Source organism: Streptomyces sp. NPDC001781, from assembly GCF_053596035.1.
Genome location: NZ_JBSFFI010000046.1, coordinates 1 through 23,291, shown reverse-complemented (window position 1 = coordinate 23,291; position 23,291 = coordinate 1). Strand labels below are relative to the sequence as shown.

General features: G+C 72.6%; 10 protein-coding genes and 1 pseudogene. 6 read left to right on the top strand and 5 right to left on the bottom strand.

Annotated elements, in window-relative coordinates; translation table 11 throughout:
- Positions 1-142: 142 nt before the first annotated feature.
- From ACWCV3_RS27565 to ACWCV3_RS27545, 5 genes are all read right to left on the bottom strand, one after another.
- On the bottom strand, positions 143-514 hold the full coding sequence (locus tag ACWCV3_RS27565) for a MerR family transcriptional regulator (RefSeq protein ID WP_451229624.1): 372 nt from the start codon (positions 512-514) through the stop codon (positions 143-145).
- 26 nt (positions 515-540) lie between these two features.
- Complete coding sequence (locus ACWCV3_RS27560; protein ID WP_451229621.1) at positions 541-1,308, bottom strand: SDR family NAD(P)-dependent oxidoreductase; 768 nt, start codon at positions 1,306-1,308, stop codon at positions 541-543.
- Between the two features lie 52 nt (positions 1,309-1,360).
- The gene (locus ACWCV3_RS27555) at positions 1,361-1,810 is read right to left on the bottom strand and encodes a hypothetical protein (protein WP_451229618.1); all 450 of its coding nucleotides are present in this window, start codon (positions 1,808-1,810) and stop codon (positions 1,361-1,363) included.
- A gap of 93 nt (positions 1,811-1,903) precedes the next feature.
- Positions 1,904-2,983 carry a Fic family protein gene (locus ACWCV3_RS27550; protein WP_451229615.1) on the bottom strand — a complete coding sequence of 360 codons (1,080 nt, stop codon included), beginning with the start codon at positions 2,981-2,983 and terminating at the stop codon, positions 1,904-1,906.
- On the bottom strand, positions 2,983-3,675 hold the full coding sequence (locus ACWCV3_RS27545; protein WP_451229612.1) for a DUF6426 family protein: 693 nt from the start codon (positions 3,673-3,675) through the stop codon (positions 2,983-2,985). The genes ACWCV3_RS27550 and ACWCV3_RS27545 overlap by 1 nt, the downstream gene beginning before the upstream one ends.
- 219 nt (positions 3,676-3,894) lie before the next feature.
- On the opposite strand from ACWCV3_RS27545, the gene ACWCV3_RS27540 reads away from it, so the two are divergent.
- The 6 genes and pseudogenes from ACWCV3_RS27540 to ACWCV3_RS27515 all read left to right on the top strand — a co-directional run bounded on the left by ACWCV3_RS27540 (position 3,895) and on the right by ACWCV3_RS27515 (position 23,155).
- On the top strand, positions 3,895-6,888 hold the full coding sequence (locus tag ACWCV3_RS27540) for a LuxR C-terminal-related transcriptional regulator (RefSeq protein WP_451229609.1): 2,994 nt from the start codon (positions 3,895-3,897) through the stop codon (positions 6,886-6,888).
- Between the two features lie 456 nt (positions 6,889-7,344).
- Positions 7,345-7,479, top strand: a pseudogene (locus tag ACWCV3_RS27535) (glycerophosphodiester phosphodiesterase); the annotation flags it as partial.
- Positions 7,476-8,258, top strand: coding sequence for an SAM-dependent methyltransferase (locus ACWCV3_RS27530; RefSeq protein WP_451229606.1), 783 nt, complete (start codon positions 7,476-7,478; stop codon positions 8,256-8,258). The pseudogene ACWCV3_RS27535 and the gene ACWCV3_RS27530, both read left to right, overlap by 4 nt.
- Positions 8,259-8,849: 591 nt before the next feature.
- Positions 8,850-12,785, top strand: coding sequence for a non-ribosomal peptide synthetase (locus tag ACWCV3_RS27525; RefSeq protein WP_451229603.1), 3,936 nt, complete (start codon positions 8,850-8,852; stop codon positions 12,783-12,785).
- Positions 12,786-12,817: 32 nt separating this feature from the next.
- Positions 12,818-22,102 (top strand): amino acid adenylation domain-containing protein, encoded by a 9,285-nt coding sequence (locus ACWCV3_RS27520; RefSeq protein ID WP_451229601.1) that lies wholly within the window; start codon positions 12,818-12,820, stop codon positions 22,100-22,102.
- 180 nt (positions 22,103-22,282) lie between these two features.
- A complete protein-coding gene (locus ACWCV3_RS27515) occupies positions 22,283-23,155 on the top strand; it encodes a TauD/TfdA dioxygenase family protein (protein WP_451229598.1) in 873 nt (290 codons plus the stop codon).
- Positions 23,156-23,291: the final 136 nt, after the last annotated feature.

Below are 23,291 nucleotides of genomic sequence, written 5' to 3'. Positions count from 1 at the left end.
ACCCGGAAGAAGTGTGCCACTGGCGACCTCGCGTAATCGAGAGTCGCGTATGCCTTGGTCGGTGAGGGCTCGTGGTCACCGTGAGTGACCGCGCGGAGCGTAGCGACTCCAGGTTCCTCCGGCTTCTGCGACGAGGCGGGTGTCAGGCCACTGGGCGGACCCGGCCACCGGTTGCCTGTTGCAACGCGGCTTCCAGCCGGTCGCGGGCCTCGGTCTGGGAAGCGATGCGTTCGTTGAGGACTGCCAGCCGTTCCAGCGCGACTCGCAGGCCCTTGTCCGAGGGCGGTGCGGCGGCCACATCGCCGTTCAGGCACGGCAGGAACACCCGCACGTCGTCCAGGGTGATCCCGGCGGCCAGCAGGTAGCGGATATTGCGGACCCGCACCACCGCCCGCTCGTCGTAGACGCGGTAGCCGTTGGGGGCCCGCTGCGAGGAGATCAGCCCGGCCTGCTCGTAGTGCCGCAACGCACGGGCGGTTGTCCCGGTCACCCTGGCCAGCTCACCGATCAGCACCCATCCCACCTCCCGGGCCACTCCTATCACGCCACGACCGCTCCGCCGTCGACGGGGAGTACTACCCCGGTGACAAACGACGCGGCCGGTGCGGCAAGCTGGGTGACTGCCCAGGCCACCTCCTCGGGGCGGCCGATCCGGGCCAGTGGAGTGTGCGCCAGCTGCCATTCCCGCACCGCCGCCATCCGCTCCGGCGTCAGGCCCTGGTGCTCGCCGATGGGGGTGTCGATCGCGCCGGGGGCGACCGCCACCACCCGGATCCCGCGCGGTGCCAGCTCGACCGCCCAGCTGCGGGTCAGCAACTCCAGAGCGGTCTTGGTAGCCGCATAGACCGAGCCGCCGGGCCAGGCCCGCTGCCCCACCGACGTACTGACATTGACGATCACCCCGCCCGACTTCTCCAAAAGCGGCAGCGCGACCTGGGCCAGCAGGATCGGGGCAACGAGGTTGGTGGCAAGCTGAGCCGTGATCATCTCCGGCGTCAGCGTGCCGAGGGCGCCGCTGCGCACGATGCCTGCGTTGTTGACCAGTACGTCCAGTCGGCCGTGTGTCTCCAGCACGGCCCGGATGATCCGATCCGGCCCGCCCTCGGCGGTGATATCGGCGGCCAGCGGCGTGATCCGGTCGTGCCTGGCCGCAGTCTCCTTGAGGGGCTCAGCCCGCCGCCCGATCGCGACCACATGGGCGCCCTCAGCGGCGAAGGCGCGGGCGGTGGCCCGTCCGATCCCGGTGCCGGCTCCGGTGACGGCGACAATCCTGCTGCTCTGCGGTGCGGTGCTGTTCATGCCGGTCATCGTGCAACCCTGCCGCCAGTGGCAAGGTCAAGCAGCGCCTGACGGGCGGTAGTCAGCGCCGGTGGTCACCGGGGGCATAGTGACGCCACGTTCCTCCGGCTTCTTCGGCGATCCGGGTTGTGTGGTCGTCGTTGTAGCCGAGCATCCGGGCGATCACCGGAGCAGGGGCCTGGAGGACGAGCTGGCGGATCGCCGCTGTGCGTCCTGGCCGGGTTGGGAAGCCCAGTTGACGGAGCCGAGGCGCCATGGCTTCCGGGGTCATGGGTTGTCCGGCCCGGCGGCCGGGGAAGAGCCATCGGGCATCGGGGTTGGTGGCGGTTTTGGTGTTCGGCCGCTGGTCCAGGTAGTCCAGCAACATCCCGTCGAACGGAGCGGGAACGGGCGAAGGTGGATCGCCGAGACGGACGAGAACTGTGCCGTCCTCGTGGTGGACGTCGTCGCTGCTGAGCCTGGTGATCCGCGTAAGCGGCTGGGCGTAGAGAAGGACAAGGACGGCGGCCACTCGGTCCTGAGAGGGCGTTAAGTCCGTTTCTGGCAGAAGCCTCGTCCGGGTTGTTCGAGGATCCCGCGTCTTGGACGCCTGACGGCGTCGGAGTCAGGTGCGCGACGGCGCCGACCAGGGTTCGTCCAGGACGGCTGAGGAGTTGGGGTGCACCGCCGCTCCCGGCAGCCGTGGATGCGGCACGAGGACGCCCGAGGCCAGCAGGTCCGCGAGCACGGGCTCGGGGTCGAAGGGGACGCGCTCGCGCAGCCATGCCGGGGTGAGCGCCGGGGCGGAGCTCAGGGCCGTCAGAACCGCCGCTGACGGTGTGCCCTCGCCGGCCCGTGCCGCCGCCGCGTCGAGCAGTGCCGCGTAGCGGTGGATGGTGGCTGTGCGGTGGCGGGCCGTGTCGGCGACGGCGCGGGCGAAGAGGGCGCCCCAGCGCGTAAGGTGCCCCTCCGAGGCGGCGACCAGTGCCTCGTCGTGTTCCAGTCGGTGCGCATGGGTCCACCCCTCCAGGTCGAGCAGGAGTCCCGGCAGCAGGGAGGCGGCGACGAGGTCGCACTGGGCCAGAAGCCGGGCCGTGCGGCCGTTGGCGTCCCGGAAGGGGTGAACGGTGAGCAGTTCTGCCATGCCGAGGGCCGCAGCGTCCAGGGCCGGTGCGGTCGTCCGCACGGACCACCAGTGCCAGCGTTCCATGTGGTCGCGCAGTTCCCGGCCGGGTGCCACGGCGATGATGAAGGTGCGACCGTCGGCCCAGGTGACGCGGCCGGTCCCGGTCCGGAAGCCGCCGTCGCCGGGGATGCTGGGGTCGCACCCGGCGATGAGCGCGTGCAGTTCGCGCAGCGCGTCCGGCGTGAAACAGGGTCGGCGGCCGGGACGTTCGGCGATCTCGGCCCGTACCGAGGCGACCGCCAGCAGTCCGGCCGCGGCCCGCTCCTCGGCCGCTGCTGCGATCCGCTCCGTCACCTGATGGGCGGGGACACGCGCCAGGTGGCGGTGGTGCACGGCGGTACGGAACCGAGGGCGGTGGAAGAGATCGGGGTTGCCGAGATGGCGGCGCACGGCGGCGGCCAGGCCGGCGAGGGCCGCCTCGGCCCGCGCCCGGTCCTCGTCGGGCACCGCCCGTGCGTCCAGGGGCGGTACGACGGGGGCGACCCGCCGTACCGCCCGACCGGTGGGGACGGCCCTCATCAGCAGGCGCGGAGGGTGACGACGCCCGTGGGCTGCACGACGTCGGCGTACTCGGTGCTGGTGTAGCCGATCAGGTTCGAGGACGTGACGGCGTAGGTGTTGGTCTGGTACTGGACGAACAGGGCGACCGTCTGTCCGGGGTTGAGGACGATCTGGAGGTTGTAGGAGCGTTCGAGGCTGGTGTTGAGCTGTACGCCGAGGCCGGCGGAGAGCACGCCCGCGGCGTTCGCCGACAGGTTGGCGCTGACCTGGTACGAGACGTTGTACTTCACCGACTGGTTCAGCGTGACGGGTTGGGTGGTGGCGTTGCGGATGCAGTCGCCGCGCGCCTCGGACTTGTCCTTCGTGGCCACGACCAGGGCCCCGTTACCGCCTCCGCCTCCGCCTCCGCCCCAGCTCACGGTCGGGATGTTCGGGTCCATCGGAGTCGGCGGGCTGATGGACTTGCCGGTGATGATGACCGGCGGGAGGGTGGCGTCCACGAGCTGGCCGACCTCGCCCTCGCTGATGTTGATGTCCGAGCCGCTTCCGCCGTCGCCGCCGCCCGGGTCGCCGTAGGGGTCGTCCCACGGGTCGGTGTAGGGGTCGTCGGTGCAGTCCGACTGGGTGTCGTCGCAGGCGTAGGCGGTGTACGAGGCGGTGACAGCCGGTACGGCGGTGAGCACGGCGGCGCCGACTGCCGCAGAGGCCACGAGTTTCCTGAGCTTCACTGTTTCCTCCCGTGAGGGATGCGTCCGGGGCGGGGGCATCCGAAGTCTGTCGGGGCTGCGGGCTGCGGGCTGCCGTAGAAATACGCAATCGACTACGCAACCGGATTCCGGCATCACCGCGGTCAAGACGGTCCAAAATCAGAGGGAGAGACATGCCCCTCGCCGGGGCACGCCTTCGTCTTGGCCGTCCAGGGGGGTTTCGTGATCGTCGCAGCACCGTTCGAGGAAGGCGAGCTGTTCGTCGGCCGCGCGGCGGAGACCGCGCTCTTCGCGCGTCTGCTGGGGGAGCTGCCCGGCGGACCGGGCACGGTCGTCGCCGTGAGCGGGGAGCCGGGGGCCGGCAAGACACGTCTGGTCTCGGAGGTGCTGCGCCTCGCCCGGGCAGCCGGACTGCCCGGACTCCATGCGCCCGCGCCACGGGTCGCCGCCGTGCCGTTCCAGGTGTTCCGCGACGCCCTCGTGCCGGTGCCTGGCCGGGCGGTGCCCGCCTGCACGGCCACCTGTGGGCGCCCAGGGCACGGCGGGCCGGGCGCGGTCTGTCCGCACAGCGGGTACTGGCATGACGCCGTTACCCGGCGGGCGGCGGGCGGCGTCCTGGTGCTGGACGACGCGCACCGGCTCGACTCGTGTTCACTCGGTGTGCTCCTGCGCCTGGTGCGGGCGCCCGGTCCGGAGCCGATGCTGCTCGTCGTCGCCCACAGACCTCGCCAGAGCGCTCCCGCGCTGCGCGAGGCGCTGGAGCACGGAACGCGCTCGGGCGTGGTGACGCGTGTGGACTGCGGACCGCTCGGCGCGGACGCCGTCGCCCGACTCGTCGAGTACTCGGCGCGATCCGGCCGTTCACCCGGGGCGGACGGTGCACGCGGCACCGGCGGGGCGAACGGCCGACAGGATGATTTCCTCGTCCGGCTGAGACAGGCCGGCGAGGGAAACCCGCACTACGTGCGGCTGTTGCTTGCGGCGGACTGGGACCCCGAGCAGTGGCCCGACAGCCCCGGCAGGGACGTCGGCGCCCTATTGCGGGAGGCCTCCGCGACGGTCGCGGAACTCGACGCGCTCTCGCCGTCCGCCGCTCTCGCCGCGCGCACCGCCGCCGTGCTCGGCGAGCCGTTCCGCCTGGACGACGTCGCCTGGGTGAGCGGTCTCGGCACGGAGGCCACTCTGGACGCCGTCGCGGAGAACGTCCGCGCCGACCTGATGCGCCCGGCCGGGCCGGGCGGACGCATGGCCTTCCGTCACCCTGTCGACGGGCACGTCGCACACGCGGCCAGTGATCTCGCCTTCCGGCTCCGCGCGCACCGGCGGGCTCTGCGGCTGATCGCGGCGCGCGGCGAGAGCGTGCACGAACAGGCCCGGCATGCGGAGCAGTTGGCCGGCACCGACCCGGTCGCGGCGCGCATCCTGTACGAGAGCGCAGTCCTCAAGACGAGCACCGCGCCGGAGACCGCCGTACGCCGCCTGCGGCTGACGCTGGACGCCCTGCCGCCGTCGGAGGCGCCGGCGGGGGCCGCACTGCCCGAGGAGGGGCGAGGGGACCAGCGGCCCGCGGACGAGGGGAGCGCGCCGCCCGTCGGCGACGACACCGTCGTGACTCGTACCGAGGTGGAGTTCGCGCACTGCCGGGCGCTGATCGCGGCCGGCAGACTCACGGAGGCGCGGGACGCCGCCCACCACCTGCTCGCCGGCCGTGACACCCTCTCCCCCACCCAGCTCCTGCGCGCGCACGGGCTGTGCGCGGAGGCGGAGCGGCTGCTGTGCCGCTACGAGGAAGCGGAGGCCATCGCCGCAGCCGGTGTCGCGCTGCTGCCGCGTCCGTTCCCGTCTGCGCTGTCCGCGCCGGGCGCTGAGCTCGTGCTGCGTTACGGGCTGGTGCACGCCCTGCGCGGCAGCCACGACCAGGTGCGGCCGCTGTTGCGCGAGGCGTCCGGGTCGCTCGGTGCGGCGCCCCCCGACGTGCGCGTCGCGCTGCGCGTCCTCATCGCGTTCTGCGAAGCCTTCTCGGGCGATCCGGCAGAAGCCGCGCGGGAGGTCACCGCATGCGCGCGCCTGGTGGACGCCCTGCCGGACGGGATGGCGGGCCACACGCCGGACGTCCTCGCCCTGATGGGATGCGCCGAGCTGTACCTGGAACGTTTCGTGGACGCCCGCCGCCACCTGAGCCGGGGACTGCATGCCGCGACCGGCGGGGCACAAAAACACATCCGCGCCCACCAGTTGCTGGGCCTGACGATGACGGACCAGTGGGGCGGCCGGCTCGACGGCGCACTCCGCAAGGCGGACGAGGCCGAGCGGTTGGCCCGCCGGATCGGAGCGCCGGACGTCGCCAACCTCGCCACCGCGATGCGCTCGACGACCCTCGTCTGGGCCCGGGGACGGCGGCACGCGGCCGAGGCGGTGGCGTCGGCCGCCCGGGCCGTCGACACCGTGACCCTGGGGCGCGGCTGGTGGGCCACGTCCGCCATCAGCCTGCTGGCCCACGCCCAGATGCTGGGCGGCGACCCCGTGGGGTGCGCGCGGACCCTGCTGGACGGCGGGGGCGGCGAGCGGCTGCCGGAGGTGCAGCCGACGTTCCGGCCGTCGCTGCTCGCTCTGCTGGCCGACGCGGCCCTCGCCGGTGGGGACGCGGCACGCGCGGAGCGCGTCCTGGCCGACGCGGAGACGGAGGCCGCGCGCCGGAACCTCCCGCTGCAATGGGCATGCGTACGGCGAGCGCGGGCCCAGGTGTGCGCGGCAGTCGGTGCCGATGCCGAGGCCGTCACGCTGTTCGAACAGGCCGCCGAGGACTTCCGCGGCGCGGGGCTGCCGCTCCAGCACGCCTGGACGCTCGTGGCGGCGGCCCGCACGGTGGACGCCGTCCGAGGCCGCGACGCCGCGACCGCGCTGCTGGACACGGCGGAGGCGGCGGGCCGCTCCTTTGGGGCGATACTCGTGACGGACGAGGCCGAGCGCGTCCGGCGGTCACTTCCGCGCGGGCCGGGCGGTTCGGCGCGGCCGTCGGATCCGCTGAGCAGCCGGGAGCGGGAGGTCGCGGAGCTGGCGGCGTCGGGGCTGCGCTCACGGCAGATAGCGGAGCGGCTCTTCCTCAGCACACGCACGGTCGACAGTCATCTGGCCCGCGTGTACAGAAAGTTGAACGTGTCGTCGCGGCTGGGGCTGGCCGGGGCACTGCACGCCGCGTACGAGGGATCGTCGTAACCGGTTCGGCGGCGGGGCGGCGTCCTGCCGCCGGGGCTTGCCCCGGAGCGAGACCGCCGGTCGGCACGGCGAGCGGTCTGCCCCTCCCTGAGCGGCTCAAGGGCAAGGACATGCTCTCTCTCCTCAGGTGATGGGCAGGGAGATGTCACGATCGGCGGATCCCTGTTACGTATGGGGAACGGCGGGGCGCGTGGTGACCGGCATCCCTCCGGCGGCTGCCCGCATTCGGCCCTGAGACAGTTCACGAGAGCCCGAGCCGGATCGTCCGACATGCCGATCAATCAAGGACTCGCCGGCTGGCCCCGCGTCCGAGGCCGTCCGTGGGCCGGCCATCGCCCTGGTGCAGACCCGGGCGGCCACTGACACTGGTGCCGTGAACACCTTCTCCGTCTCGGCTCGCACTGTCGTCGCACACGACGCCGTCCTGAAGGGCACGGCCTCCGGCCGGGACCTGCGGGACGTCTGGTCTCAGCCTGGACCGCGGACACTCGCCGCATCATGCGTAAGCTGCTCTTGAGGGGCCTGAACTCCGTGACCACGAACCGGCCGGACGCCCTCGCCGCCGTACTGCGAAGGGGTATCCGCTCGTGACGACCGACCGCATCCGCACCGACATCGCGCACAACGCCCGGGTCTGGAACTACTGGCTCGGCGGCAAGGACAACTACCCGGTGGACCGGGCGGTCGGCGACCAAGTCACCGGGTTCTACCCCAGTATCGGCGAGGTCGCCCGAGCCGACCGCGCCTTCCTGGGCCGGGTGGTGGAGTACCTGGCGGGCGAGGCCAGGGTGCGCCAGTTCCTGGACATCGGCACGGGCCTGCCCACTGTGAACAACACCCACGAGGTCGCCCAGCGCATCGCCCCGGACGCCCGCGTGGTCTACGTCGACAACGACCCGATCGTGCTCGCCCACGCCCGCGCGCTGCTCACCAGCTCCCACGAGGGCCGCACCGAGTACATCGACGCCGACGCCCACGACCCGCGCCGGATCGTCCAGGAGGTGCACGGGACACTGGATCTGGACCGCCCGGTGGCCGTGATGATGCTCGGCATCCTCAACTTCGTGCTCGACACCGACGAGGCGCGCACCATCGTGCGCACTCTGCTGGACGCGGTGCCCTCGGGCAGCTACCTGGTGCTCACCCACCCGACGCTGGAGCCGGCGCTGGGCGGCGAGGGCAACGCGGCGGCAATGGCGTTCTGGAACGAGAACGCCACGCCGCCGATCACGGCCCGCTCCCGCGAGGAGTTCGCATCCTTCCTGGAGGGCCTCGACCTGCTCGACCCGGGCATCGTCTCCTGCTCCCGCTGGCGTGACGAGGACGGCACCGTGGTCGCCCAGCTCGGCGCGGTCGGCCGCAAGCCGTAGTAGCGGCACGGGGGCTTTGACGCGGGGGGAACCGGCCGCGCGGCTGCGGGAGTCGGCCGTGTCCCAGCCGTGGGCGGTGGACCTGCGTATGACGCTGCTGGTGCGGTCGGCGGTGACACTGCCGTTTCGTGGTGCCCCGCCCGCCGCCACCGGCTGCGTGGCCTCCACTGATGCGCTTTCAGGCAGTAGGCCCCATACGCGAGCGGGTGTGGCGTGGGTCACTGTTGACCGTTCAAACAGCACGCATCTAGCATCTCGGGAAATGACTCGGTGTCAGGCCACCGGCACATCGCACGTCCATCGAGGAGTCTTCCGTCATCGGTCTTGACGTACTGTCAGAGTGAAGCCGCCGCGCGTGGCCGTCGATTTCGACACGGAATCCGGTGCGCGCGACACGCACTCCCGCTTCGAACACCTCATTTCGAGGCCGGCGTCCACAATTCGAAGTAATCGCCGGAGATTCCCCCGCCGGGCCGCATATGACGAGCCGCGTGGGGAGGACCGGCGCATTTCCTTCCCGAAGGGTAATCCGTGCCATCCCCTGTATCTGCAGCCGGCAACGAACACGGTCGGGGAACTCAGCCCGCGCCCTTGTCCCTCGCTCAGGAGCGGCTGTGGGTGATGGCGCGCATGGACGGAGACGCCAGCGCCGCCTACAACGAGCCGATGCCCTTCGACATCCGGGGACCGCTGGACCGTGACGTCCTTCTGCAGGCCCTGCACACGCTCGCGGCGCGGCACGAGGCTCTGCGCACTCGTCTGGTGCCCTCCGGTGGCTCGGCACTCCAGGTGGTCGATCCGCCGCACACCGGGTTCCCGGTGGAGCTGGACGATCTGACCGGACTGCCGGACGCCGCCGAGCGGTTCGTGAGCATGCGGCGGGACGTGGAGAGTGCCCCGTTCAGCCTGGGCGCGGAGCCCATGGTGCGCGGTCGGCTGGTGGCGTTCGGAGCCGACCATCACGTCCTGCTGCTGACGGCGCATCACATCGTCTTCGACGGGTGGTCCCGGTCGCTGCTGCTGCGGGAACTGGGCGCGGTGTACACCGCGCTCTCCCAGGGGCGGGACGCGGAGCTGCCCGAACTGACCTGGCAGTACAGCGACTACACCCGCTGGCAGTGGGACTGGATGTCGGGCGGCGAGCACGCCGCGCACGCCGACTACTGGACGTCCGCGCTGGACGGCGTACCGGCCGTCCTGTCCCTCCCCGCCGACCGGCCGCGCCCCCCCGAGCAGGACTTCCGCGGCGACCGGGTGTCCGTGACCGTGAACGAGGGCCTGACGCGGGCTCTGCGCCAACTCGCGGCGGACAACGGCGTCTCCTTGTACGCGACCGTTCTCACCGGCTGGTCGATCCTGCTGTCCCTGCTCTCCGGGCAGGACGACATCGTTGTCGGCGCCCCGACGTCGAACCGGCGGCGGGGGGACGTCACGGGTCTGATCGGCCTCTTCGTCAACACCCTCGCACTGCGGGCGGACCTGTCCGGTTCTCCGACGGTCAGGGACGCCCTCGAGCAGGTCAACCAGCGGATCCGTGACGCGCTCAAGCACGTCGACATGCCCTTCGAACGGGTCGTCGAGCTGGTCAATCCGCCCCGGAGTCCCGCCTTCACCGCGCTGTTCCAGACCATGTTCGCCTGGGTTCCCTCCATGCGGAAGGAGCTCGAACTCCCTGGCATGGAGGTCGCGCTGCGTGAGGACGCCGCCCACGTGCCCGCCAAGTTCGACATGGTGCTGGCCCTGGCCGACGAGGAACGGGAGCTCGTCGGAGAGATCGACTTCGCGGTGGCGCTCTTCGACCGTGCGACCGTGGAGCGGTTCATACGTCAGTTCCTCCGTGTGCTGCGTCTGATGGCCGAACGGCCCGGGGCCGAGATCGCCGACCTGACGTTGCTGGACGAGGACGAGCAGCGCGAGATCCTCGCGACCTTCAGTGCGGGCCCCCCCGCGGTGGTGCCGGGCGCCCCGGCCCCGGTACCGCTGCTGGACCGGTTCGCGACCCAGGCGCGTGAACGCCCGCGGCAGCTCGCGGTGGTGGCCGGTGACACCGAAGTGGACTACGCGACGCTGGACCGCCGCTCCAACCGGCTGGCCCACGCGCTGATCGCCCGCGGCGCCGGCCCCGGCACCGTGGTGGGGCTGCACGCCGGCCGCACGGCAGAACTCGTCATCGGGGTACTGGGGATCCTGAAGGCCGGAGCCGCCTATCTGCCCCTCGATCCCGGTCAGCCCTCCGAACGGCTCGCCGCCATGACGGAGGACGCCGCACCCCTGCTCGTGCTCACCGACGCGGCGGACGCGGCCGGTCACCGTTCGCCGCCGTGGGAGAACCTGGCCGACGTGGAAGCCGGGGGAACGCGTGACGAAACACCGGACATCGGCTCGGATCCCGGCAGGCTCGCCTATGTCATCTACACGTCGGGATCGACCGGCCGTCCCAAGGGCGTGGCGGTGACGCACGGCAGCGTGGTCAACCTCTTCGACCACTGGCGCGAACTCATGGGCGACTGCCCCGGTGAGGCGTCGTCGGCCTGGTCGAGCATCGGCTTCGACGCCTCCGTGCACGAACTCCTCGTACCGCTGACCACCGGAGCGGTGCTCCACGTGGTGCCCGACGAGCTCCGCGGGGACCCCGGGGCGTTGATGGGGTGGCTGCGTGAACACGAGGTCACCCACGCCTTCCTGCCCCCTTCCTTCGTCCTGTGGATCGACGAGGACCCGGCTGCGCGGCTGTCCGGCCTGAGCCTGCGACGGCTCCTCACCGGAGTGGAGTCCCTGCCGGAGAGCGCCCTGCACCGGATGCGCGAACTGCTGCCCGGTCTGAGGATCTGCTTCGGCTACGGCCCGACCGAGGCGACGCTGTACGCCACCGCCTACACGGACCCGCGGCCCGACGAGCGGTCGTGCCCCATCGGGCGGCCACTGCGCGGTACCCGCCTCTACCTGCTCGACGACCGCATGCGCCCGGTACCCGTGGGCGTCGCGGGCGAGGTCTACCTGGGCGGGGCGAGTCTGGCCCACGGATACCTGAACCGGCCGGACCTCACCGACGAACGCTTCCTGCCCGACCCGTTCCTGCCCGGCGAACGGGTCTACCGCACCGGTGACCTGGCGCGCTGGCTGCCCGACGGCAACGCCGAGTACGCCGGCCGCCGCGACGACCAGCTCAAGCTGCGCGGCTTCCGCATCGAACCCGGCGAGGTCGAGACGGCGCTGCTGGCGGTGCCCGGCGTGCGGGAGGCCGTGGTGCTCGCCGACCGGGAGACCCCGGGTGGCCCGTACCTGGTGGCCGGCGTGGCATGCCCCGCCACGCCGGCGCGGACGCCGCACGAGTGGCGCGCGGCGTTGAAGGACCGCCTGCCCGACTACATGATCCCCACCGTGGTGGCCGAGTTCCCCGGGCTGCCGTTGAGCCGCAACGGCAAGGTCGACCGGCCGGCGGTGCTGCGCGCCGCCGCGAGCGCCCGCTCCGGGCGGGTCAACACGGCCGCGCCGCGCGACCACGTCGAGATGGCGCTGTACCGGATCTGGCGGCAGGTGCTGCTGCACCCGGACCTCGGGGTCGGCGACAACTTCTTCGAACTGGGTGGCACGTCGATCTCGGCGATCAAGATGGCGTCCGCCGTCCAGGACGAACTCGGAGTGTCGCTGCAGGTGCGCGAGGTCATGCTGCACCCCACCATCGAGGCGCTGGCCGAACGGGTGCGGGAGGCCGGCGCCGGGACGGACCGCTCCGCGCAGGACAGCAGCCTGGTGCGGTTCCGGGACGGGGACGGCAGGCGGCGCGTGGTGTGCGTGCATCCCGCGGGCGGTACGGCGTTCTGCTACCTGCCGCTGTCCGCCCTGCTGCCCGACGACGTCGGTGTGGTGGGACTGCAGGCGCCCGGCATCAACCCCGGCGAGTCCACGCTGCCCGGCGTCGAGGCGATGGCCGAGGAGTACCTGCGGCTCGTCGACCCCCGCCCGGGGGAGGCACTGGTGCTCTGCGGACTCTCCTACGGTGGTCTGATCGCCTACGAGATGGGCCGCGTCCTCGCGGCTGCGGGGCACGAGCGCGTGAGCGTGGTCCTGCTCGACACCCATGGCGTGCAGGACGCAGAGGCGCACGCCATGGCGGCACCGGTGGGCATGGCGGAGTTCCGCGACAAGCTGGTGCGCTTCAACGGCATGTACCCGGGCATCGACGACGATCAGGTGGCCCGCTATCTGGCCGTCTACAACCACCACCGGGAGACGGCCCGCGGCTATGCCGCACCTCCGTCGCCGGCCCGCGTCGTGCTGATGCAGGCGACGGCCTCGGAGGAGGACGCCGAGGGCGAGGCCGGCCGGCAGCGCTCGTACTGGCGTCGTCGCGTGACCGGCCGGTTCGATGTCGAGCAGGTGGCCTGCGGTCACTGGGACATGTTGGAGAGCGACGAGTTGCCTCGCGTGGCCGCCGTCCTCTCGGCCGAGCTGGACGGATCGGCAATCGGCACGGACCGGACAAGCACCGTGCCCACCCCCCTCACCGCCATGTCGGAGGCATGATGGAACCCCGCGTCGATACCGCCCGAGCAGGCATGACCGGGGAGCGGAGCGCACAGCCCGGGCTCGCCCTGGAGATTCACCGTCGGGCTCTGAGCTTTCCGCGGGCCGACGCGGTCGCCGACGGCGACACGCGTCTGGACTACGCGACGCTGAACTCCGCCGCCGCCGCCGTGGCCGAGGCACTGGGCAGCCAGGGCGTGACGGCCGGGCAGTCCGTGGCCGTGGCGCTGCCACGCTCGTGGCAGCTGGTCTGCGTGATGCTGGGCGTCCTGCGGATGGGAGCACGCGTCGTGCCTCTGGACGAGCAGAGCCCGGCCGAACGCCGCCACTTCATCCTGCGGGACTGCGCGGCCGCGGCCGTGGTGCATTCCGGTTCCGAGCACGCCGTCGGCCTCCCCGCGGGCGTACGGGCGTTCGCCGTGGACAGCCTGCTGCCCGGCGTCCCGGAAGCCGGTTCCGCCGTGCCGGACCCGCACGCCGCCGCCGAATCCTCCTTCCTGTTCTACACGTCCGGAACGACCGGGCGGCCCAAGGGCGTCGAGGTGCGTGACGCCGGCGTCATGCGCCTGGCGCGGCCGGGCTACATCCGCGTCGAGCCAGGCCGGCGCTACGCGTGTCTGGCGAATCCGGCGTTCGACGCGCTGAACTTCGAGGTCTGGGCGCCCCTGCTGACCGGTGGCTGCTGCGTGGTCATGCGGGAGGAGGACGTCCGGACTCCCGAGGGCTTCGCCTCGGCACTGCGGCGCGAGCGGGTGGACACCATGTTCATCACGACCTCGTTGTTCAACGCCATGGTCTCAGCCGTGCCGGACTGCTTCGCCACGGTCGGCGAGGTCCTCGTGGGCGGCGAGCAGCTCGACGCCCGGGTGATGCGCCGCTGGTACCGGGACAACCCCGGCAGCACCACCCGTCTGTTCAACGCCTACGGGCCCACGGAGTGCGCCACCTTCGCTCTGTGCCACCCGATCGACCGGGACTTCGACGGTGACGTGGTGCCGATCGGCCGTCCCCTGCCGGGGACCGGCGCCGTGCTTGTGGTGCCGGGCCGGGACCGGGTCGCGGCGCCGGGTGAGGTGGCCGAACTCCTGCTGTCCGGTCCGGGCCTCGCGGTCGGGTACCGGAACCTGCCCGAGGAGACCGCGCGGCGTTTCGTGCGGCTCGCGTGGTACGACGGCGGCGCGGAGATCCACTACCGCACCGGTGACCTGGTGCGGGCCGACACCGAGGGCCGGATCGAGTACGTCGGGCGTTCCGACCGCCAGGTGAAGGTCCGGGGGTTCCGGATCGAACCGGGTGAGATCGAGCGGCAGGTGCTCTCCCACCCGGCGGTCCGGCGGGCCCATGTGTGTGTGCGCCGCGACGGCGACGACGGGCCGAACGAACTCCTGGCGTTCGTGGTCCTGGGTCACGAGCTGTCCTACGAGGAGTTCGACCGCCACCTCGCGGCTCAGCTGCCCGTCTACATGCGGCCGCACCGAATCCACCTCGTGGAGGAGCTGCCGCTCAGCGCCAACGGCAAGGTCGACCAGGCCGCGCTGCTGCGGCAGGCGCTCCGTCCCTGGCGCCCGGCCGCCCCGGACGGGCAGGCCGTGACGGAGACGGAGCGCGAGGTCCTGGACCTGGCCCAGGAGATCCTCGGTGTCACGGACCTCGGACTGGGCGACCGGTGGATCGCCAGCGGCGGCGATTCTCTGCGGGCCCTGCGCTTCTGCTTCGCCGTGCGCCAGCGGTGGGGCCGTGATCTGCCCCGGGCGACCGTTCTCCACGGTGACCTGGCCTCGATCGCCCGGGCGGTCTCCGGGGGCGACTCCGGCGAGCAGGCCGCCTACCCGGTGGCGGTGGCCGCCGGTGCCCGGTCGGCGCCCGTCACGGGCGAGCAGCAGCGGCTGTGGCTGCTGCAGCGCCGCTCGCCCGGGTCGCTGGCCTACTCCGTCAACCAGGCCTTCCGGGTGGACGGCGCCGTCGACACCGCCGCACTCCGGCAGGCGCTGCGGACCCTGGTGGCGCGCCACACGGCGCTGCGCACGGGCTTCACCCTCGGGTCGCAGGGACTCCGGCAGGAGGTCGGCGACCCCTACGACCCCTGGTACGAGCCGGGGGAGCCGCGGATGTGGGACGAGGACGAGGCACACGTCTTCGCCGACGCGTTCTTCGCCGAGCCCTTCGATCTGGCCGTGCCCCGGATGCTGCGGGTGTGCTGGCTGCCCCGTGAGGCGGGGGGAACGCTTCTGCTGCACCTGCACCACATCGCCGTCGACGGCTGGTCGCTGAGCATCCTGCTGCGCGACCTGTCCGACGGCTACGCCGAGGCCACCGGCACCTTCTCCGGCCCGCGCCCGGCGGCGGTCCCGGACCCCCTGGATCTCGCGACCTGGCAGAGCGCCTGGCAGGCGAGCACGGCCTACGCGACGCAGCGGGACGCCCTCCTGCACCACTACCGGGCCCTGGAGGAGCCCCGGGAGGCGCTGCCCGACAGCACCGGCGCGGCACCCAGGGCCCGGCTGCTGCACACCTCCCTCGACGTCGTCCGGCGAGGCAGGGTGGACCAGCTCTGCGCGCAGTTCGGGCTGACCCGCTTCCAGGTGCTGCTGAGCGTGTTCACGTGGAGCCTGTACGGCGCGACCGGTCTGGTACGCCCGCGCGTCGCGGCTCCGGTGGCAGGCCGTCCGGTGCGGGAGTTCGAGGACAGCGTGGGCATGATCGCCAACACCGTCCTGCTGCCGGTGTCCGTGGCGCCCGGGGAGGACCTGCGCACGAACCTCGCCCGCGCGGGTGAGGACAGCGCGACGGTGCTCGCACACCAGGACGTGGCACTCGCCGACGTGCTGACCGGCTGGGACGCGGTGGGTGACGGCACTCCGTTCGACTTCCTGTTCGTCCTGGAGAACACCGACTTCGAGGGGCTGCGCCTGCCCGGCTGCGTCCAGCGCCCGCTCTGGTGGGCCGCGTCGGAGGCCAAGTGCCCCATGACGGTCTCCGTGATCGAGCACGCCGACGGTTTCGACCTGCTGTGGGAGTACGCCGAGGACCGCTTCACCGGTGAGACCGTCGACGCGATGGCCGAGCTGTTCCGGCGGGGCGTGGACGCGCTCGCGTCCGGCGGTCGCGGCACCGCACGGGATCTGGTCGCGCCGTACCGGCGGTCGCTGGCGCGGCACGGGCGCGGCCCGGACCCGGAGCCCGGGTTCAGCACCGTCGCGGAGGGGTTCGCGCTGCAGGTCGCCCGCAGCCCCGAAGCGCCCGCGGTGGTGACGGCCGACGGGGACACGCTGAGCTACGCCGCTCTGGACGCTCTCGCCGAGGACCTCGCCACGGAACTGACCGGACGTTACGCGATACCCGACGACGGCGGCCCCTGCCGGGCCGCCCTGTACCTCGACCCGTCCGCCGAACACGTGGTCGCCTTGCTGGCATTGGCACGGCTCAACATCACCGCGGTTCCGCTCGACCCCTCCTACCCGGCCGACGTGCTCCGCCGCGTGCTGGAGCACGTCGACCCGCTGTGCGTGATGGTCACCCACGACGGCGTGGCAGCGCTGGACGCCCTGCTGCCCGACGGCGTGGTGACCCACCTCGTCGACCTGACGGAGCCCGGACCGCACCCCGGCGGTGCCGCGTGCGCTCCTCACGTGGGCGGCACCCACGACGGCGGCCGGCCCTTGTACACCCTGTTCACCTCCGGCTCCACCGGCGTCCCCAAGGGCGTCCAGATCTCCGACCGCACACTGTGCGACCTGATCCGCTGGCAGCGGGGGCCAGGCGGTCTGGGCGCGCCGGCAGCCACCCAGCAGTTCTCGATGCTGTCGTTCGACGTGTCCTTCCAGGAGATCTTCGGCACGCTCTGCACCGGCGGCAGCCTGCAGCTGATACGTCCCGAATGGCGTCAGGACACGCCCGCCCTGCTGGAACGGCTGGAATCGGCGGGAACCGAGCGCGTCTTCATGCCCTACGTGGCCCTGCAACTGCTCGCCGAGTACGGCGTACGCCTGAACAGATATCCCTCGCGGCTGCGGGAGGTCGTCACCGCGGGCGAGCAACTGGTGTGCACCGACGCCGTCCGCCGCTGGTTCACGGGACTTTCCGGGGCCCGCCTGCACAACCACTACGGTCCCACCGAGACGCACGTGGTCAGTGCCCTGTGTCTCGACGGTGATCCCGCGGGATGGCCGGAGCGTCCCGCCATCGGCCGCCCGGTGGCGGGCGCCGACCTGCGGGTGGTGGACGCCCAGGGCGATTTGGTGCCGCACGGGTACACGGGTGAGCTGTTGATCGGCGGCACCATGACCACCCGCTGCTACCTCGACGACCGCGCCGCCGACGGGACGCGCTTCGTCGACGTGCCGGGCGAGGGCCTGTTCTACCGCAGCGGGGACCGGGCGTGGTTCGACGCCGACGGACTGCTGCACTACGCGGGCCGCGACGACCAGCAGATCAAACTGAGCGGACACCGGCTGGAACTGGGCTCCGTCGAGGCGGCCCTGCTGCGTCACCCGGACGTGCTCAACGCCGTCGTGTCCCGTGACGAGGGCCGGCTGACGGCCTCGCTGGAGGTCCGGGGCAGAACGCCGTCCGCCGACCAGCTCAGTGCGCACCTCTCGGAACTGCTGCCGTCCTATGTGCGCGTCGACCGGTTCCGGAGACTGCGGACCCTGCCGCGGACGCCCAGCGGCAAGCTGGACCGGCAGGCGGCGCTGCGGGCGCCGGGCGAGGAGATCCGCCGTACCGTGACGTCGGGGCAGTGGCTCTCGGCCGAGGAGGAGCGGCTCGCCGCCGCTTTCGAGACGGTCACCGGGGTGGTGATCGGCCCCGACCAGAGCTTCTTCGCGGCGGGTGCCTCCAGCCTCACCCTGATGCGTTTCCACCTGCACTGCACGACGGAACTGGGCGCGCGCTTCGGCATCGCGGACCTCTTCGAACACGTCACCGTGCGCTCCCTTGCCCGGCACCTGTCCGGGAACTCGTCGGACGGCAGGCAGGCGGACGTCGCCGCGGTCACGCGGGACGACGGACCCCGCGAGCCCGGTGAGCCCGGTGAGCCCGTCGCCGTCGTCGGCATGGCGGTGCGGGTACCGGGCGCTCCGGACCTGGCCGCGTTCTGGGACCTGGTGGTCTCCGGCTCCGTCGCCTTCCGCCGTTTCGACGCCCCCGAGGGCGTGACGGGTGTGCGCAGCACGCTCGACGGGATGCTCGACTTCGACCCGGCCCACTTCGGCATCAGTGCCCAGGAAGCACGCCTGATGGACCCCCAGCAACGTCACGTCCTGATGTCGTGTGTGCAGGCCCTGGCCCACGCGGGGGTGGCCGACACGTCGGCGACGCGGGTCGGTCTGGTGGCCGGTGCCGGGGAGAGCACGTACTTCCAGTCGATGCTGCGCGAGGCCGACCCGTCTAGGCTGCCCGACGGCTTCCAGCTGGCCCTGCACCACGAGAAGGACTTCCTGGCGACCAAGGCCGCCTTCCACCTGGGCCTCACCGGTCCCGCCTTCAGCGTCCAGACGGCGTGTTCCAGTTCGCTGGTCGCCGTCCATCTCGCCGCCGGGCTCCTCCGGCAGGGTGAGGCCGACGTGATGCTGGCCTCGGGTGTGCTCGTCGACCCCGGCCAGGCCGACGGCTACCGCTACCGCCCGCAGCACATCTTCTCGGCGGACGGCGACTGCCGGCCCTTCAGCGACGACGCGAGCGGGACGGTGGGAGCGAGCGGAGTCGGCACCGTGGTGCTCAAACCGCTGTCGCGGGCCCGGCGCGACGGCGACACGGTGTACGCCGTGATCACGGGTTCGGCGATCAACAACGACGGTTCCGCCAAGATGAGTTTCACCGCGCCGTCCCTGGCGGGGCAGCGCGAGGTGATCCGCACAGCCCTGTCCCGCGCCGGACGCACCGGTGCCGACCTCGGATACGTCGAGGCGCACGGGACCGGCACCCGCCTGGGCGATCCCGTCGAAGTGGGCGCGCTGCGGCAGGCGTTCGACGTGGACGAGTCGGGCCGGTGCGCGCTGAGCTCCGTCAAGAGCCAGCTCGGCCACATGGGCGCGGCGGCCGGTGTGGTGGGTCTCGTGCGCGCGGTCCTCGCCGTGCACCACGGAAGCATTCCGCCCAACGTCAACTTCCGGGAGTTCAACCCGGAGATAGGCGACGACCCCACCCCGCTGTACGTACCCACCAGCACCACGCCGTGGCCCGCAGGACGTGACCGGGTGGCCGCTGTCAGCAGCTTCGGGATCGGCGGCACGAACGCCCACGTCGTCGTGGAGCAGGACACGGGGGCCGCGCACGCCGAGGCCGGACGCGCACCGGAGTGCCTGGTGCTGTCCGCCTCCAGCAGGGACGCCCTGGAGGCCGACGCCGCTCGGGTCGCCGATTACCTGGAACGCCGGCCCGAGCGGTTCGGGCCGGTGCTGCGGCACCTTCAGGCCGGGCGGGTCCCCCGCCGCCTGCGGGTCGCGGCACCCGTGGCAGACGCCACGAGCGCGGTGCGCTGGCTGCGCACGGTGGCCGCGGGAGAGACCGGGCACGGTCTCGCGGACAGCGACACCGTGGCCGTCCAGGCCGCCGGTCTCACGGCACGGGCCGTCGCCGAGCACTGGACCGCCGGGAGGACCGTCGCGTGGGAGGCGGGTCCCGCCCCGGCTCCCTGGGACTTTCCCCCGCCGTCCTTCGCCCTCGCGGAGTACGGCTTCGAGCGCGCACCCGAGGCCGCGCCGACGCGGCCGCAGCGGCTCCCGGAGGCGGACTGGCTGCACCAGCCGTACTGGGTCCGGCTGCGCCGCGCCGCCGCGCGGACGCCCGGACCCGTCGATCGCGCGTCCGTCGTGGTGGTCGTGTCCCGGTCCGTGACACCGGCGGCGCTCGCGCCTTTCGAGGCCGCCGCGTCGCGGGTGGTGCGGGTGCGGCCCGCCGGTGTCTTCGCCCGGAGCGGACCCGACGTCTTCGAGGCCGATCCGGCCGATCCGGCGTCCCTGCGCCTGGTGCTCGACGCGCTGTGCGCGGACGGCGGTGACGACGTCCTGGCGAACACGGAATGGGTGCACGCCCTGCCGCTGGACGTGACGGGCCCCACCGGTCCCGGCACGCTGGCACAGGCACGGCACGCCTGCCTGGACACCACCGCGGCCCTGGCCCAGGCGCTGGACGGCCGGAGCGCCGCTCCGCGCGTGTGGTCGCTGTCGTACGGCGCCCGGCCGGTGACCGGAACGGTGGAGCGGCCCGAACTGGCCCTGCTGGCGGGCCCGGTCGAGGTCGGCTGCCAGGAAGGGGCCCTGTACTGCCACTGGCTGGACCTCCCCGACGGCGACCTCACCCGGTGGGCCGGCCAGGTGGCGGCCGCCGTCGCCGAGGCCCGTCGGGGCGGACGCCCGGAGGGTCCGGCTCCGTCGCGGCAGCTCGCGCTGCGCGACGGCTTCTGGTGGCGGCCGGCGACCACGCCCGTGCCGGCGCCGTCCGGCACGGAGGCCGTCGTCCCCTGCGGCCCGGAGACGGTCCACCTGGTACTGGGCGGCACGGGTGCCATCGGCGGCGCCGCGGCGGCCTGGCTGCTGGAGCACACCGGTGGACGGGTCCTGCTGCTGTCGCGGAATCCCCGGCTGCCCGCCGGACTGGACCGATGGGCCGACCGCGTGGACCTCGTCACGGCGGACCTGGCGGTCATGTCCGTGAGCGAGGTCGTGGCGGCCGTGGCGGAGCACACCGCGCGGCTCGACACGGTGGTCCACGCGGCCGGACTCGGATTCGGCGCGCTGCTCGTGCGCCGCGACGCCACCGCGATGGCCGGTGCCGCGGCGGCCCGGGAGAACGGCGCCCTCGTCGTGGAGCGCCTTCTGGAGACCTTCCACCCGGAGATCGCGGTGTACTGCTCCTCGATGTCGGCCCTCCTCGGCGGCATCGGTCAGAGCGACTACGCCGCAGGCGCGAGCCTCCTCGACGGCTTCGCCCATCACCGGACCGCCGAGACGGAGACCACCGACCGCGTCAGCGTCGACTGGGACATCTGGAGCGAGGCCGGGATGGCGACCCGCAGCCTCGGCGCGGACAGCCGGCACCAGGCCCATCTGCGGGTGGGTCTGACGGTGGCGGAGGGCATGGAGGTCTTCGCGCGCGCAGTGGCCCTGCGCCTGCCGCAGCTCCTCGTCTCGACCACCGATCTGGAGACCTCCCGCGCGTTCTACGCGCCCGCCCACGGCCTGACCGGGCCCCGCTCGGCGCGGTCCGGTCCGGCGGCGACGGAGACGGTGTTCCAGGATCCGGACGGTGCCGGGGACCGTGAGGCGGCCCTGGCCCGGATGATGCGGGATCTGCTCGGTACCGACGACCTCGACCCGCACGCCTCTCTGTACGACCTCGGCGCCGACTCGCTGACCCTGATCGACCTGATCGCCCACATCGAGGCGGATCAGGGCGTCGCACTCGACCTGGCCTCGTTCAGTCATCAGGTGAGCCTCGCCGAGGTGTGCAAGCACCTCGAGGCGGCTCTGTCCCCGGCGGAGCCTGTCGCCGCACGAGCCGAGGATCCCGGCTCCCGGGTGGTCCTCGACATCTGGCAGGAGGGAACGGGCCCGGCCGTGCTGTGCCTGATACACCCCGTGGGCGGGGACATCCAGGCCTACCGTTCCCTGGTGACGGCGCTCGGACCTGTTCCCACCGTGTGCCTCATCGCCGACCCGGGGCTCCGTGACGCCTCGATGCCCTCGTGGTCGCTGGCCGAACGCGCCCGTCACTACGATTCGGCACTCCGTGACCGCTTCGGCGGCTCGGATCGTCGCATCCACCTGGCCGGGTGGTCCTACGGTGCCCGTGTGGCCATGGAGATGGCCGGGCTGGCGGAGTCGGCGGGGCGGCAGGCGCAGGCGCTCTTCCTGCTGGACCCGCCGCCGCCGGAGGCCGGCGCGCTGGTCGACGCCTACGACGAGACCGCCATCGAGCAGGTGTTCGTCGCCGAACTCGGCGCCGACGTCCGGGCCCTGCCGGCCGAGCACGCGCGGGCGTATGCCGAGAGGCTGGCCCGATGCTGCCGGGCGAACCTGCGCAGCCTGGGTGAGCACCGGGTGCGGCCTCTCGCCTCCACCCCCGCGTTCCTGTGGCTGGCCGAACAGCCCTCGGCGGGCCTGCCCGCGCCGGGCGATCCGCGGGAGACGGACAGGCAGTGGCGCGCCTGCCTGCCTCCCACCGCCGATCGGCGGTCACTGGTCACCGACCACTACGGAATCGTCGCGCCGCCCCATGTCCACGAGGTGGCCGAGACCATCGCGGCCACGATGGCGTACCCGGCCGCCACCGGTGCCGGGGCATCGGGCGCAGGGGATTCGAAGCGCGCGAAGTGACCGCCACCGGTCTCTCCGGGCGTCCCCGCGGCCGTCTGCCCGGCCGCGTCACGGCACCGTGAGGACGAAGGGTGCGGGGCCGGCGAGAACGACGAGATCTGCGGCGGTCCCGCCTTCGGCCGCGTCGTCCCCGCACCCGACTGCTCGACCCCTCTTGTCCACCGTCCCAAGGAGGAAGTCATGGAGACATACGAACGCGAAGCACTGGAAGCGGTGACCACGCGACCCGTGCACGACTACCGCACGCTCACCCTCGAGCGGATCACTCCCGTCCTGGGCGCGGAGGTCTCGGGCGTCGATCTGTCGGAGAACCTCTCGACGGAGCAACTGGACGAGATCCGCACGGCGTTCCGCGATCACCATGTGCTGGTCTTCCGCGATCAGACGATCTCGGTCGAGGACCACAAACGTTTCGCCTCCGCTTTCGGCGAGCTGCGCCCGGTCAACCCGGCGCCCCCCGAGGGCGACCCCTGCGTCCTGGAGATACGCACGACGTCGGCCGCGGCGAACGTCGCCGGCAACGGCTGGCACGCCGACGGCACGGCCGACGCCGAACCCTCTCTGGGGTCGATGCTCTACATCACGGAGATTCCCGAGCCCGGCTGCGGTGGTGACACCCTCTTCGCCAACATGCATCTCGCGTACGAGATGCTCTCACCGGCCATGCGTGCCCTGCTGGACCAGCTCACCGCCGTCCACGACGGCGCAAAGGCCCTGGCGGGTTACGCCCTGCCCGCGGACTACGTGATCCCCAAGACCGAGCACCCGCTCGTCGCCAGGCATCCCGAGACGGACCGCAGGCTGCTCTACGTCAACAAGGCCTACACCAGCCGTGTCCCGCAGCTCTCGGCCCGGGAGAGCCAGGCGTTGCTCGACATGCTCTTCGAGACCATCGCCTGCACGCCGGTGCTGCACGCCCGCGTCCGCTGGACCCCTGGGACCCTTGTCTTCTGGGACAACCGCTGCGTCCAGCATCACGCGGTCTACGACTACTACCCCTACGCCCGCTACGGGCAGCGCATCGCCATCAACGGCGGCGAGGTGAAGGGCTGACAGTCCGACCCGGGCGCGGGGGGGGGGGGGGGGGGCGCCCCGCCCCCCCCCGCGCCCCCCCCCCCCCCCCCCCCACCCCCCCCCCCCCCCCCTTGCGCGCGCCCCCCCCCCCCCCCCCACCCCGGGGCCCCCCCCC